Source organism: Kitasatospora sp. NPDC032121 (assembly GCF_055580145.1).
The window spans coordinates 22,955-36,781 of record NZ_JBVILX010000008.1 but is presented as its reverse complement, the minus strand read 5'-3'; the positions used below and the strand labels follow the sequence as shown (position 1 = coordinate 36,781).

The 13,827-nt window shown below is 72.0% G+C and carries 12 protein-coding genes and 1 tRNA gene; 6 read left to right on the top strand and 7 right to left on the bottom strand.

Going from position 1 to position 13,827, the window contains the following annotated elements; all coding sequences use genetic code 11:
• Window positions 1-20 precede the first annotated feature (20 nt).
• The 4 genes from ACZ5OX_RS21210 to ACZ5OX_RS21195 all read left to right on the top strand — a co-directional run bounded on the left by ACZ5OX_RS21210 (window position 21) and on the right by ACZ5OX_RS21195 (window position 4,141).
• The gene (locus ACZ5OX_RS21210) at window positions 21-1,340 is read left to right on the top strand and encodes an FHA domain-containing protein (RefSeq protein ID WP_465631951.1); all 1,320 of its coding nucleotides are present in this window, start codon (window positions 21-23) and stop codon (window positions 1,338-1,340) included.
• Between the two features lie 193 nt (window positions 1,341-1,533).
• Window positions 1,534-2,451: an ABC transporter ATP-binding protein gene (locus ACZ5OX_RS21205; protein ID WP_465631949.1), complete on the top strand. Its 918-nt coding sequence runs from the start codon at window positions 1,534-1,536 to the stop codon at window positions 2,449-2,451.
• The gene (locus ACZ5OX_RS21200; RefSeq protein WP_449792320.1) at window positions 2,448-3,584 is read left to right on the top strand and encodes an ABC transporter permease; all 1,137 of its coding nucleotides are present in this window, start codon (window positions 2,448-2,450) and stop codon (window positions 3,582-3,584) included. The genes ACZ5OX_RS21205 and ACZ5OX_RS21200 overlap by 4 nt, the downstream gene beginning before the upstream one ends.
• 152 nt (window positions 3,585-3,736) lie before the next feature.
• On the top strand, window positions 3,737-4,141 hold the full coding sequence (locus tag ACZ5OX_RS21195; protein WP_392878766.1) for a globin: 405 nt from the start codon (window positions 3,737-3,739) through the stop codon (window positions 4,139-4,141).
• A 111-nt stretch (window positions 4,142-4,252) separates the two neighbouring features.
• On the opposite strand, the gene ACZ5OX_RS21190 is transcribed toward ACZ5OX_RS21195, so the two are convergent.
• The 5 genes from ACZ5OX_RS21190 to ACZ5OX_RS21170 form a co-directional block, all read right to left on the bottom strand.
• Complete coding sequence (locus ACZ5OX_RS21190) at window positions 4,253-4,945, bottom strand: DUF8185 domain-containing protein (protein ID WP_465631946.1); 693 nt, start codon at window positions 4,943-4,945, stop codon at window positions 4,253-4,255.
• Between the two features lie 29 nt (window positions 4,946-4,974).
• Entirely contained in the window at window positions 4,975-5,418 is a 444-nt protein-coding gene (locus ACZ5OX_RS21185; protein ID WP_392878771.1) for an acyl-CoA thioesterase, read from the bottom strand.
• Between the two features lie 155 nt (window positions 5,419-5,573).
• Window positions 5,574-7,238: an energy-dependent translational throttle protein EttA gene (gene ettA, locus ACZ5OX_RS21180; protein ID WP_465631944.1), complete on the bottom strand. Its 1,665-nt coding sequence runs from the start codon at window positions 7,236-7,238 to the stop codon at window positions 5,574-5,576.
• A gap of 356 nt (window positions 7,239-7,594) precedes the next feature.
• Window positions 7,595-9,028: a Cys-Gln thioester bond-forming surface protein gene (locus ACZ5OX_RS21175; RefSeq protein ID WP_465631942.1), complete on the bottom strand. Its 1,434-nt coding sequence runs from the start codon at window positions 9,026-9,028 to the stop codon at window positions 7,595-7,597.
• 358 nt (window positions 9,029-9,386) lie between these two features.
• Window positions 9,387-9,998, bottom strand: coding sequence for a single-stranded DNA-binding protein (locus ACZ5OX_RS21170; protein ID WP_465631940.1), 612 nt, complete (start codon window positions 9,996-9,998; stop codon window positions 9,387-9,389).
• A 653-nt stretch (window positions 9,999-10,651) separates the two neighbouring features.
• Between ACZ5OX_RS21170 and ACZ5OX_RS21165 the strand changes: the two genes are divergently transcribed.
• Window positions 10,652-10,727 (top strand) — tRNA-Arg (locus tag ACZ5OX_RS21165).
• Window positions 10,728-10,976: 249 nt separating this feature from the next.
• Here the strand turns inward: ACZ5OX_RS21165 and ACZ5OX_RS21160 are convergent.
• Window positions 10,977-11,585, bottom strand: a complete 609-nt coding sequence (locus ACZ5OX_RS21160) for a TetR/AcrR family transcriptional regulator (RefSeq protein ID WP_449792325.1) — start codon at window positions 11,583-11,585, stop codon at window positions 10,977-10,979.
• Between the two features lie 75 nt (window positions 11,586-11,660).
• On the opposite strand from ACZ5OX_RS21160, the gene ACZ5OX_RS21155 reads away from it, so the two are divergent.
• Complete coding sequence (locus ACZ5OX_RS21155; RefSeq protein ID WP_465632341.1) at window positions 11,661-12,209, top strand: GNAT family N-acetyltransferase; 549 nt, start codon at window positions 11,661-11,663, stop codon at window positions 12,207-12,209.
• Window positions 12,210-12,297: 88 nt separating this feature from the next.
• On the opposite strand, the gene ACZ5OX_RS21150 is transcribed toward ACZ5OX_RS21155, so the two are convergent.
• Window positions 12,298-13,794: an MFS transporter gene (locus ACZ5OX_RS21150; protein ID WP_465631937.1), complete on the bottom strand. Its 1,497-nt coding sequence runs from the start codon at window positions 13,792-13,794 to the stop codon at window positions 12,298-12,300.
• Window positions 13,795-13,827 lie beyond the last annotated feature (33 nt).

The window sequence follows — 13,827 nt, the reverse complement described above, 5'->3', positions numbered from 1 at the left end:
CCCGAAACGAGGGGGACCTGATGCCGATCTGCCCGAGGGGCCACGAGTCGCAGGCCGAGGACTGGTGCGACTTCTGCGGCTTCCCGATGACTCCGCCGGCCCCCACCCCGGGGGCGCACGGAGGCTACCCGGGGGCACCCGGGAGCGACCCCGCGCCCGGTGCGCACGCCGGGCACCCGGGGTACGGTGGCGCCTCCTTCGGCGCGCCGCCGCCTCCGCCGCCGATGCCGCCGGGGGCCGTCCCGCCGCCCGGGGCTCCGCTGCCGCCGCCCGGCATGGTGCCCCCGCCGCAGCACGGGGCCGTTCCCCCGCAGGGCGCCGTCCCGCCGCACGGGGCCGTCCCGCCGCAGGCCGGACCGCAGGGCCTCACCGCGGGCCTGGCCGTCTGCCCGATCTGCCGCAGCCCCCAGACCGGACGGTTCTGCGAGGAGTGCGGCTACGACTACGAGCTCTCCACGCCGTCGCGCCGCCAGGTGCCCGGCGCCGGCCACACCCCGCCCGGCCCTGCCCAGCAGCCGCCGCTGAACATCCCGCCGGCCTACGGCGGCACCCCGCCGCAGGCCCCGGCCGGCCACTCCCAGGCCGGTCAGCCACCCCTCGGCCGGCCGCCGTTCGGGCAGCCGCCGCTCGGCCAGGCCCCGTTCGGGCAGCCGCCGGCGGCCCAGCAGGCCGTCGCCCCGCCCGTCCCGCAGCAGCCGCAGGCCCCGGCGCACCCGCACACCTACGGCTACCCGCCCTCCTCGCCCGGCATCGGGCAGGAGGAGCCCGTGCCCGAGGGCGCGTTCCCCGACCCGGCGGTGCGCGAGGACTCCGGCCCGGTGTACGCCCAGCCGGCCGGCCCCGGCCCGAACAACCGCGGCGGCGACTTCGGCACCTCCTTCAACCTCGCCCCGCCGCAGCCCCAGGAGCCCGCCCCGGCCGAGCCGGTGCGCACCAACTGGATCGCCGTGGTCTCGGCCGACCGGGACTACTTCACCGAGATGATGGCCCGCAGCGGCCCCGAGGCGGCCGGCCTGTTCTTCCCGCCGTACTGCCCCGAGCGCCGGATCCCGCTGACCGGCCGCGGCCAGCTGCGGATCGGGCGGCGCAGCCAGCACCGCGGCACCGTCCCGGAGATCGACCTGTCCGTCCCGCCGGAGGACCCGGGCGCCTCGCACCAGCACGCGCTGCTCGCCGAACAGGCGGACGGCAGCTGGGTCCTGGTGGACCAGGACTCGACCAACGGCACCACCATGAACGGCGGCGCGGAGCCGATCGCCCCGCACGTCGCCGTGCCGCTGAACGACGGCGACCGGATCCACATCGGAGCCTGGACCACCATCACCGTGCACCGCGGCTGAAAGGCCGTGAGCTGAAAGTCCGTCCGATCATTTTCCGACGGTCGATCAGCGCCGGTCATCGCCAACTCCGGCCGGGCCGGGCGGAATTCGACATCCGCCCGGCCCGGCTTTGTTTGCACCGCCTTCAAAATGTCCGCAAATTCGCTCGCACAGATGTGCACAGGAGCCTTCACAACCCCTAGGCTCAGGGCACATGACTGCTGCTATATCCGCTGACGGCATCCGCCAGCGGTACGGGGATGTGCAGGCCGTCGACGGGGTGTCCCTCACCGTCGAGGCCGGCGAGTTCTACGGGATCCTGGGCCCCAACGGCGCCGGGAAGACCACCACGATGGAGATCCTGGAGGGCGTCCGGAAACCGGACGAGGGCCGGATCGAGCTGCTGGGCATGGAGCCCTGGCCGCGCAATCCGAAACTGCTGCCGCGAATCGGCGTGCAGTTCCAGGCAACCGCTTTCTTCCGCAAGTTGACGGCCCGGGAAACCATCCGCACCTTCGCGTCGTTCTACGGGGTCGGCCCCAAGCGGGCCGACGCGATGCTGGAGCGGGTCGGCCTCTCGGACAAGGCCGAGACCCTGACCGACCAGATGTCCGGCGGCCAGGCCCAGCGCCTGTCGATCGCCTGCGCACTGGCCCACGACCCGGAACTCGTCTTCCTGGACGAGCCCACCACCGGCCTGGACCCGCAGTCCCGGCGCAACCTCTGGGACCTCCTGCGGGACATCAACGCCGAGGGCCGCACCGTCGTGCTGACCACCCACTACCTGGACGAGGCCGAGGTGCTCTGCGACCGGGTCTCGATTATGGACCACGGCAGGGTCCTGCACACCGGTGCCCCGGCGGCGCTGATCCGTGAGATCGACGACACCGTCCGGATCAGCGTGGCCTCCGGCCAGCTCCCGCTCGACCGGGCCCGGGAGCTGATGACCGCGGCCGGCGCGGACATCGCCAACCTCGAGGACGACACCGTCTCGCTCTCCGTCTCCACCCGCCTTCCGGCCCCGGTGCTCAGCGTCCTCGCCGAGCAGAACGCGCTGCGCGGCCTGGAAGTGCGCGGCGCCACCCTGGAGGACGTGTTCCTCCAGCTGACCGGACGGGAGTTCCGCGCATGACCGCCACCACCCCCACCGAGCCGCAGGCCCCCGCCCGGCGCGGCGGCCCGGCCGCCGGCGAGCGGGAGCGGGTCAGCGCGTTCTGGAGCCTGTCCCGCGCCATGCTGCTCGGGATGAAGCGCGACCGCACCGCGACCTTCTTCATCCTGCTCTTCCCGCTGGTGTTCCTGGTCTTCTTCGGCACCGTGACCAAGGGCTCCGGCAGCCCCCACGCCAAGGTGGCGCAGGTCGGCGCGGTGAAGCTGTTCGACTCCATCCAGGGCGACGAGCGGGCCGGGCTGGACAAGGTCCTCACCATCACGAAGACCGACGACGAGGCCGCCACGCTGGAGAAGGTCCGCAAGGGCGACTACGACGCGCTGATCAAGCAGGGCCCGGACGGCAAGGTCGAGCTGCGCTACACCGCCGCCGACCAGGTCCGCGCCGGCGCGCTGCAGGGCATCCTCAACTCGGTGGTCCAGAACGCCAACCAGGCGGCCACCGGCCAGAAGCCGGCCTTCGTGCTGGACTCCCAGCAGGTCGAGGACAAGTCGCTCAAGCCGATCCAGTTCCTCACCCCCGGCCTGCTCGGCTGGGCCGTCGCCACCGGCGCGGTGTTCGGTGCCGCGCTGACGCTGGTCAACTGGCGCAAGTCCAAGGTGCTGCGCCGGCTGCGGCTGGCCCCGATCAACGCCGGAACCGTGGTCAGCTCCCGGATCCTGGTGTCGCTGCTGACCGCCTTCCTGCAGACCGCCGTCTTCCTGGTGGTCGCGACGAGCTTCTTCGGACTGAAGCTCACCGGCAACTGGTGGCTGGTCATCCCGCTGGTGGCCTGCGCGACGCTCGCCTTCATGTCGATCGGCCTGCTGGCCGGCTCGGTCGCCAAGACCGAGGAGGCGGCCAACGGCATCTCGCAGATCATCGTGCTGCCGATGTCCTTCCTGTCCGGCTCGTTCTTCCCGCTGGACGGGGCCCCGGGCTGGCTGAAGGGCGTCTCCCAGGTCATGCCGCTGCACTACCTGGTCGACTCCGCCCAGTCGGTGCTCACCCGCGGCGGCGGCGTCATGGACGCCCTGCCGACCATGGGCGGCCTGCTGCTCTTCGCGGCGGTGCTGACCGGCATCTCCTGGAAGCTGTTCCGCTGGGAGGACTGACCCTCCCCGGCTGATGTCCGCAGACCTGTCCGCAGACCTGTCCGCGGACACCAGCCGACCGGCGTCCGCTGGTCGACGTCCACCGATCCCGACGGGGTCGTACGCCTTTGGTCCCGGTGTACGACCCCGTCGGCGTCTGCGACCATGGTCGGGTGACAGAGATCCGGCGAGGCACGCTGAGCGAGGAGACCTTCTACGACCAGGTCGGCGGTGAGCCGACCTTCCGACGGCTGGTCCACCGGTTCTACGAGGGCATCGCCCAGGACGAGCTGCTGCGGCCGATGTACCCCGAGGAGGACCTCGGGCCGGCCGAGGAGCGGATGACGCTCTTCCTGATGCAGTACTGGGGCGGCCCGCGCACCTACAGCGAGCAGCGCGGCCACCCGCGGCTGCGGATGCGGCACGTGCCGTTCAAGGTCGACAAGGCCGCGCACGACGCCTGGCTCACCCACATGCGGGCGGCCGTGGCGAGCCTGGAGCTGTCGGCCGAGCACGAGCGGCAGCTGCTCGAGTACCTGACGTACGCCGCCGCCTCGATGATCAACACCCCGGGCTGAACCGGCCCGTCCCCGGGATCCGGCCGGGGGTCGCCATGCTCCGGCGAGCGGTCACCGGATCCGGCCGGGGACACCATGCCCCGGCGGGCCGTCACCGGATCCGGCCGGGGGTCACCGGATCGGGCTCAGCCCCAGCCCCGCGCCCGGCGCGGCCACGGTGCGCACCACCACCGAGCCCGCCGGGGCGCTCAGCCGCAGCCAGCCGCCCGCCCGGTGCACGGTCAGCGGGGCGTCGGGCCGCAGGAAGCCGATCACGTACGCGGCGTGCGGCACCCGCAGCGGCAGCTCGGGCAGCGCGGTGACCGGCCGGGACCAGATCTCGTCGGCCAGCGCGTCCAGCACCGCGCGGGTGCGGTGGTGCGCCGGTACGGCCTCGCTGCGCTCGCGGAACTCCCGCACCCCGGCCATCAGTTCCGGGTACACCTCGGCCACCGGCGGGGCGCCGACCGGCCGCCAGCCGGTGCGCGGCGGCAGCATCCCGGCCCAGGCAGGGCCGGTCACCGGTGCCGGCAGCGCGACGGCGCTCGCGTCGGTGTCCACGCCGTCCAGCAACTGGCCCGCCGAGACGGTCAGGTCCACCGCCTCGTCCAGGCCGCTCAGCCGCACGGTGCGGATCGCCAGCGCACCGCTGCCGCCCAGCGGCAGCCGTCCGAAGACAGCCAGCACGCCGTCCCCCTCACCCGGGCCCACCGCCTGGATCCGGACGGCCGCCGCCCGGTCGAAGCGCAGCAGGCGCAGCAGGAAGGCGGAGAGGTCGACGGCCTCCCCGGTGTCGGTCAGGGCGAGACGGGCGGTGATGGTCACGGTCGTTCAGCTCGAATCGTCAGATGGGGTCAGACGGTGGCGACTGCCGGCTCTTCGTCCATGAAGCGGCCGAGGAACTCCCGCTCCACCGGCGAGATCCGGCGCGGCCGGCCCTCGGCCAGATCGTAGGGGACGACCACGGTGGACGCCCGGACGTACACGATGTCGCCGCCGTCCTCGGCGACGTCCTTGATCTCGTACGAGACGGTCAGCGAGGCGCCGCCGATCCTGGTCACCCAGGTCTCGATGGTGACCGGCTCGGGCCGGTGCACCAGCGGACGCTTGTAGTCGATCTCGTGGCGGGCCACCACCGAGCCGCCCGCGAACTCCCCGGCGCCGGCCGCGGCGGCCTGGGTGAACATGAAGTCGATCCGGGCCTCCTCCAGGTAGCGCAGGAAGACCACGTTGTTGACGTGCCCGAAGGCGTCCATGTCGGACCAGCGCAGCGGGCAGGCGTAGATGTGGCGAGCCACGGAAGTTCTCCTCGGTGTCCGGTCGCCCGCCGGCGCCGTTTCTCGGCGTCGGCCGGCGGTGGCGCAGGGCGTCACGCGACGGGCGGTGGCGACGGGCCGCGGCCCGGCAGGCCGCCCCGGAGGGCAGTCTGCCGGGCCGTTGTGACGGCTGGGTGTCAGCCTCGGGTCAGCTTCTTGTAGGTGGCCCGGTGCGGACGGGCGGCGTCGGCGCCGAGCCGCTCGATCTTGTTCTTCTCGTACGACTCGAAGTTGCCCTCGAACCAGAACCACTTGCTGTCGCCCTCGTAGGCGAGGATGTGGGTGGCCACTCGGTCCAGGAACCAGCGGTCGTGGGAGATGACCACGGCGCAGCCGGGGAACTCCAGCAGGGCGTTCTCCAGCGAGGAGAGCGTCTCGACGTCGAGGTCGTTGGTGGGCTCGTCGAGGAGCAGCAGGTTGCCGCCCTGCTTGAGGGTGAGCGCCAGGTTGAGGCGGTTGCGCTCGCCGCCGGAGAGCACGCCGGCCGGCTTCTGCTGGTCCGGGCCCTTGAAGCCGAAGGCCGACACGTAGGCGCGGGACGGCATCTCGACCTGGCCGACGTTGATCCAGTCCAGACCGTCGGAGACGACCTCCCAGAGGGTCTTCTTCGGGTCGATGTTGGAGCGGGTCTGGTCGACGTAGCTGATCTTGACCGTCTCGCCGACCTTGACCGTGCCGCTGTCCGGGGTCTCCAGGTCCTGGAGCATCTTGAACAGGGTGGTCTTGCCGGCGCCGTTCGGGCCGATGATGCCGACGATGCCGTTGCGCGGCAGGGTGAAGCTCAGGTCGTCGATCAGGACCTTCTCACCGAAGGCCTTGTTGAGGTTCTCGACCTCGATGACGACGTTGCCCAGGCGCGGGCCCGGCGGGATCTGGATCTCCTCGAAGTCCAGCTTCCGCATCTTGTCGGCCTCGGCCGCCATCTCCTCGTAGCGGGCCAGACGGGCCTTGGACTTCGCCTGGCGGCCCTTGGCGTTGGAGCGGACCCACTCCAGCTCCTCCTTGAGGCGCTTGGCGCGCTTGGCGTCCTTCTGCCCCTCGACCTTGAGACGCGACTGCTTGGTCTCCAGGTAGGTGGAGTAGTTGCCCTCGTACGGGTAGGCGCGGCCGCGGTCGAGCTCCAGGATCCACTCGGCGACGTTGTCCAGGAAGTACCGGTCGTGGGTGACGGCCACGACGGTGCCCTTGTACTTCTCCAGGTGCTGCTCCAGCCAGTTCACCGACTCGGCGTCCAGGTGGTTGGTGGGCTCGTCGAGCAGCAGCAGGTCGGGGGCCTCCAGCAGCAGCTTGCAGAGCGCGACGCGGCGCTTCTCACCACCGGAGAGCTTGGTGACCGGCCAGTCGCCGGGCGGGCAGCCCAGGGCGTCCATGGCCTGCTCCAGCTGGGCGTCCAGGTCCCAGGCCTCGGCGTGGTCCAGCTCCTCCTGGAGCTTGCCCATCTCGTCCAGCAGGGCGTCCGAGTAGTCGGTCGCCATCAGCTCGGCGATCTCGTTGAAGCGGTCGAGCTTCCCCTTGATCTCCTTGACGCCGTCCTGGACGTTCTCCAGGACGGTCTTGGACTCGTCGAGCGGCGGCTCCTGCAGCAGCATGCCGACGGTGAAGCCGGGCGAGAGGAAGGCGTCGCCGTTGGAGGGGTGCTCCAGACCGGCCATCATCTTGAGCACGGTGGACTTACCGGCACCGTTGGGGCCCACGACGCCGATCTTCGCTCCGGGGAGGAAGCTGAGCGTCACGTCGTCAAGGATGACCTTGTCTCCGTGAGCCTTGCGCACCTTGCGCATCGTGTAGATGTATTCCGCCACGTGAGATCGCTCCGGCGTCGTCGGGAGTATTCGGCTTGCAGCCTTCCATTGTGCCGCACCCGGCCCGGAGGCCCGAATCGCCCAGGTGACCCCTTGGGGGTATTCGGAGCCCCTCCCCACGCGCCGCGGCCCCGCCGCTCCCGCCCCACCGGCAACACCCCGGCCCGGCCGGGCCCTCCAGGTGCGCCGGCCGGGCCCCGAACGCGGGACGGCCCGGCTCCCCGCAGCGGGTGCGGGGAGCCGGGCCGGTCGCCGCTCTCAGGGCCTCGGGAGGTCAGTGCCTCCCGGCCCACTCGGGCGGTTCAGTCGGTTCCGTCGGTTCGACCGGTTCAGTCGGTTCGACCGGTCCGACCGGTTCAGGCGGTGGTGCGACCGTGGCGGCCGCGGCGGCGCAGGACGAAGACGGCGGCGCCACCGGCCACGACCAGGCCACCGGCGACGGCGGCGAGGATCGGGGTGGAGTCATTGGCGCCGGTCTGGGCCAGGCCACCGGTGCCCGGGGCGGCGCTGGTGGTCGCCGGGGCCGGCTGGCCGGCACCGTTGCTCGGGGTGCCCGACGGGGTCGCGGCGGGGGTGCCCGACGGGGTCGCGGCCGGGGTGGTCGGGGCCGGGGTCGGGGTCACGCCGACCTTGCAGTCCAGGACGCCCGTGAACTGCTTGGTGTAGCCGTTCGGGCCGGTCACGGTGAAGTCGTAGTTGGCCTTCTCCTCGACCTTGACGAGCACGGTCTCGGTCTTGCCCGGCTGGACGGCGACCTGCTGCTTGCCGACCGTGACGGTGGCGGCCTCGTCACCGCTGTTGGTGACGGACACCCGCACGCCGCCGGCGGCGCACTCCTCCTTGGCGGAGCTGTCGATCAGCGCGCCCTTGCCCTGCTTCCAGGTGGCCTTGGCGCCGGCCGCGACGTTCACCTTGGTGGAGCTGGCCAGGATCATGGTCTGGCTGTGGCGGCCCTGCTTGTCCACCTTGCTCATGAAGACCCGGCCGCTGAGCACGTTGGCCTCAGCGGTGGCGCTGATGGCGGCCTTGCCGTCCGGGGTGCCGGCCGGCACGTCCAGGAACAGCGGGGTGTCCTTGCCGATCGGGCCGGCCAGGCTGCCGTTGACCGGCTTGTTGTCCTTGTCCAGCAGCTTGACCTTGTCCGCGGCGTCGCCGGTGACGCTCAGCTTGACCTCGTTCGCGCTGGAGTTCAGCAGGAACGGGCCGAGCTTGCCGCCCGACTTCCCGGAGGCCGAGTCCGGGGAGATCGTCAGCGAGGGCTTCGGCTCGGCCGCGACGCCCTTGTTGGCGTCGCCGACCAGGTAGTCGCGCAGCTTCTTGGCCTTCTCGTTGCGCGGGACGGCGTTCTTGTTGTCCGAGAACTTCCAGATCGCGGCCTGGGTGCCGGCGGCGGCGTCCGCTTCGCTCAGGCTGTCGACCTGGATGGCCGTGGCCAGGGACGCCAGGCCCGCCTGCGGGTACGAGTTGTCCAGGATCCAGCGGATCTTGGGCGCGTTGGCATTGCTGTTGAGGGAGCTCGACGCCCAGTCCGCCTCGTGGTACCTGGCGCCGCTGTCCAGGTAGACCGGGTTGTCGAAGTCGATGCAGTACGTCCGGAGCTTCTCGCCGGCGTCCGTCTTGAGGGTGAACAGACCACCGTCGACGGTCCTGTTCCCGACATCGATCTTCTCGCCGAGCATCTCGTTCAGGACTTCGGCGGTCACGCCCGAGGTCGGAGCACCGGCGCCGGCAGCGGCCGCCGCACCGGCCGCGAACAGGCCTCCGCCCAACGCCAAGCTGGTCGTGAGCATGACAGTGGTTATCCGGGACAGACTCCGCCCCTGCCTCTGGAACATCTGGGATCCCTCCGGGCCGGGCCGCACCGAGTGGGCGGCCCGCCGACTTGCCGTCCCGCGCGTGCCCCCTGTGGCACCGCTACGGGTATGAACCAGACGAATCCTATTGAGCCCCGGAGGCCCCGAAACCCCCATGCGAAATCAGGACGATTCCGTATCTGGATCGTTATCAATCCCCTCAGGTCCCACACAAGCTGACGGCCGACCAGAAACTCGCGTGCAGTTTTCTGTTATCCCGTCGGATTGCGCACGCGGGTACAACGACCGTCTCGATCAACATATTTGTCGACAGGAAGGTCACCGACCCGTCGGATCAGAGCACCCCTCCGGCGTCACCTCCCCGCTCCCTCCCGGGCACCTCTCCCGACTCCCCCGTGGCCGACCGCCGGCCCGCCGGCAGCGCCCGTACGGCGGCTGCCGCCACCGGTGCCGGGGCGGGCGCCGCCCCGTACGGCGCCCCGGAACCCCTGCGCGCCTCCACCGCGCTGACGATCCACTCCGGCACCACCTCGCCCCCGGCCTCCGCGCCGCCCGGCCCGGGGCCGGCCGGCGGCTGCCCGCGCACCCCCGCCGCCCACCGGAACGCCGTGGTACCACGGGTGAGATCGTGTCCGACCGATCGCGCGTCGATCTCGACCCGGCTCCGCTTCACCTCCCCCTCCGTCCACTCGCGCACCCGCAGCCGACCGCTCACCAGCACCGGATCGCCCTTGGCCAGCGAGCCGATCAGATTGACCGCCAGCGCCCGCCAGGCCGTCACCGTCACCCACTGCGTCTCGCCGTCCACCCAGCACTCGCGCTGCCGGTCGTACCTCCGCTCGGTGCAGGCGAGCCGGAAGTTGGCCATCGGCACTCCGCCGCTGGTTTCGCCGTAGCTCACCTCCGTCGCCACATTGCCGATCACCGTCACCTGCGTCTCGCTCACGGCACACCCTCCGCTCTCGCCGATGCACCGTACGGAATCGACCGGTGCGCCTTGAGCGTGCACTTCCGGGGAAATCCCGGCCACCGACTTCCGAAATCCTGTGGATAACTCGCCACTACGGAACTGCTGTCACTCGCAGGGGTGAATTTCAGCCCTCCGCGGCCGCTTCACCCCCGCTTCTTCGCGGCCATGACAACAAACCCGCTGCTCTCCGCCCCGCCGACGCGCCGCCGAACCCGCCCGGGAACACGCGGCGGAACGCGCCCCGCCGGCCGTCCGCGCACGTCATCCGACCGGGGCAAGCGCGATTAAGGCCCCCCACCCGCGCCGTCGGCGGCACATTCTCCGTGCCGAATCCATAACGGGTGAGGAGGCAGCCCCGTAACGACTGCACAACGTCCGGCGCGGAACACTCCCAGACCGCTGCACTCACGGCCTTCACCTGCGATTATCGGACCGCTCCACCGAACCGACACACCAACGGCGGTGTCGTCACACCCGGCCGGGGAACCGGTCACCCTTATCCTGTCCCCGACAGGGCGAGGGCCCACCACCCCACCCCTCCCTCAGGTACGGGGCCGGACAGCGCGCGCCCCGGCGCTCGCCAGCCCGATCCCGGCCACGGTCGCGCCCGCCAGGGCGCCGCCCGTCCCGCCCCCATAGCTCAGCGGATAGAGCACCCGCCTTCTAAGCGGTAGGTCGCAGGTTCGAATCCTGCTGGGGGCACCACTCGGCAATTCCGCAGGCCAACGAGCCGGCGAACACTTTCCGTATCCGTTCCGGGCCACCGCGTAATCCCCCGCGGCGAACAAGCCGCCCACGCATCGCGCAGAACTCGTGACCATGCGTGTGCATGTCGGCGAGCGCCGCGAATACGGAGCCGAAAACGGGGCCAACCGGAACTACCGGAATTCCCGGCGAATCCCCCGCACGTAACGGAACGGAACAGCCCGCCCCGCTCCGCCCACCGGATCCGGCCTACTCCGCCAGCCCGGCCAGATAGGCGTCCAGCAGCTCCGTCTGCCGCTGCGCCGGGAACTCCTCCGGGGCGAACAGCGCCTGCACCACCAGGCCCAGCACGAAGGCCTGCGCCCCCGCCGCGAGCGCCGCCGGATCGGCCTGCGCCGGAAGCTCCCCCAGCCGCTGGGCGTCCGCGACGTGCGCCGTGAGCGCGGTGCGCGAGCGCGCGTAGCGGCCCGCGTGGGCGGCCGCCAGTTCCGGATCGGCCAGGGCGTGGTCCCAGGAGCCGACCCAGATCCGGTTGTCGGCCGCGGCCTCGTCGTCCAGCGGCAGGACGTCCAGCAGCGACGCCCGCACCCGGGCCAGCCCGGACGGCGGCGGGCCGCCGTCCGCCGGCTCGGTGCGCCGCGGCCGGGCCAGCGAGCGCCGGTCCAACTCCTCCAGCGCGTGGCTCAGCAGCGCCCGCTTGTTCGGGAAGTAGTGCGTCAACATCCCGGTGGAGGCGCCCAGTTCGGCGGCCACCGCGCGCAGCGTCAGCCCCTCGAAGCCCCGACTGGAGAGCACGCGCCACACCCCCTCGGACACTTCGGAACGTCGGGCGTCGTGGTCTCCGCGGGCCGGTGTCATAGGGGCTATCGTACATACCAAACGTTTGTTATGAATGATCCAGCCAACCTCGGCACCACCCTGAAAGGCCGCCCCGTGTTTGCCGTACCGCTCACCGAGAACGCCGAACTGCGCCCGCTGGAGCCCTGGCAGGCCCCCGAGTTCCTGACCCACCTGGACCGCGCCCGCGCCCACACCGACCCGTGGATCCCCTGGGCCACCTTCTCGGTCGACCTGGACTCCGCCCGCGCCACCCTCCAGCGCTACGCCGACGGCCTGAACGCCGACCAGAAGCGGATCTACGGCATCTGGCTGGACGGCACGCTGGTCGGCGGCGTGATGTTCGTGAACTTCGACGCCCGGTCCGGCGTCTGCGAGATCGGCGCCTGGACCGAGCCGGCCGGCGAGGGCCACGGGCTGATCACCGCGGCCGTCAGGCAGCTGCTCGACTACGCCTTCGTCACCCGCGGCATGCACCGCGCCGAGTGGTGGTGCTCCTCCGTCAACGCCCGCAGCCGGGCGGTCGCCGAGCGGGTCGGCATGACCCGCGACGGCGTCCTGCGCGAGTGGTTCCCGTACAACGGGGTCCGCTACGACAAGGAGATCTGGTCCATCCTGGCCTCGGAGTGGACCGGCCGGGCCTGAGGAGCCGACCGGGCCCGCAACCGCGACAGCGCGGGGCCCGGTGGACTCCCCCGCCCACCGGGCCCCGCCGCCTCGGCCGCCACCCCCGTCAGGCGGCCGGGGCCTCCTCCGCCGACCGCAGCCGCAGCGCGCACACCAGCGCCAGCGCCAGCACCCCGCCCGCCGACAGGAACACCACGTCCACCGCGTCCGTGAAGCTGCGCACCGCGTGCTCCCGCGCCGCACCGGCCAGCGCGCCCACCGCACCGAGCGAGCGCCCCGGCTCCCCCGCCGCGAAGACCCGGGACAGCACGGTGCCGAACAGCGCCGCGCCGAGCGCGCTGCCGAGGCTCTGGAAGAACCGGATGCCGGTGGTCGCCACCCCCAGCTGGTGCCGGGGCGCGGCCTCCTGCACCACCGTGATCAGCTGGCCGATCAACTGCCCCAGCCCGCAGCCCAGCAGGGCGAGTTCGGCCAGCACCGCCCACAGCCCGGTGTCCGGTCCGCTGAGGCCGAGCAGGGCGAGGGCGAGCGCCGAGCAGCCCGCGCCGACCACCGGGAACGTCCGGGTCGAGTGGCCGCGCCCGCTCAGCCGGCCGGCCACGATCCCGGACGCCGTCATCCCGGCCGCCATCGGGATCAGGTAGAGGCTGGCCGAGGTCGGGGCGACGCCCCGGGCGACCTGCAGGTAGAGCATCACGTAGACGATCGAGCCGATCATGCCCATCCCGACCAGGCCCTGGATCGCGAAGCCCAGCCGCACCGCGCGGATCCGGAACAGCGACAGCGGCAGCACCGGCTCGGCGGCGGCGGCCTGGCGCCACAGGAAGAGGCCGAACGCGCCCAGGGTCGCGGCCGCCAGCCCGAGGATCACCGGGGACGTCCAGGCGTACTCCGTGCCGCCCCACTCGGTGACCAGCAGCAGACCGACCGAGAAGGCCGCAGCGAGGGCCGCGCCGGTGAAGTCCAGGCTCCGGCGGCCGGTCGTCGACGGGACCCTGACCACCAGGGCGACGCCGACCAGGACCAGCAGCCCGAGCGGCAGGTTGAGGTAGAAGATCCACCGCCAGCCCAGGTGGTCGGTGAACAGCGCACCGACCAGCGGCCCGACCGCCATGCCGAGGCCCGCGACGATCCCGCCCACCGCGCCGCCCTTGCCGCCGCGCTCCTCCGGCTCCTTGAACTGGGCGATGACGACCATGGTGACGCTCATCAGCCCGCCGCCGCCGATGCCCTGCACCGCCCGGAAGGCGATCAGCTGGCCCATCGACTGCGCCGCCCCGCAGAGCGCCGAGCCGAGCAGGAAGGTGCCGACCGCCCCGAGCAGCACGCGCTTGGCGCCGTACACGTCGCAGAGCCTGCCGTACAGCGGCAGCAGCGCGGTGGCGGCCAGGGCGAACGCGCTGACCAGCCAGGGCAGCCGGTCGACGCCGTGGACGGGGTCGAGGTCCCGGACGATCGGCACGGTGGCCGCCGACACGATGTTCATGTCGAGCACCGCCAGCACGATCGTGACCAGGCAGAGCAGCATGCCCACCTTGCGCTGGACGGGTGTCATCAGCGCGGCGGCGGCATCGGGCGGCGCGGGTGCGGCGGTGACGGCCATGGTCAAGTCCCCCCAGGGTGTGCGGAGTTCGCG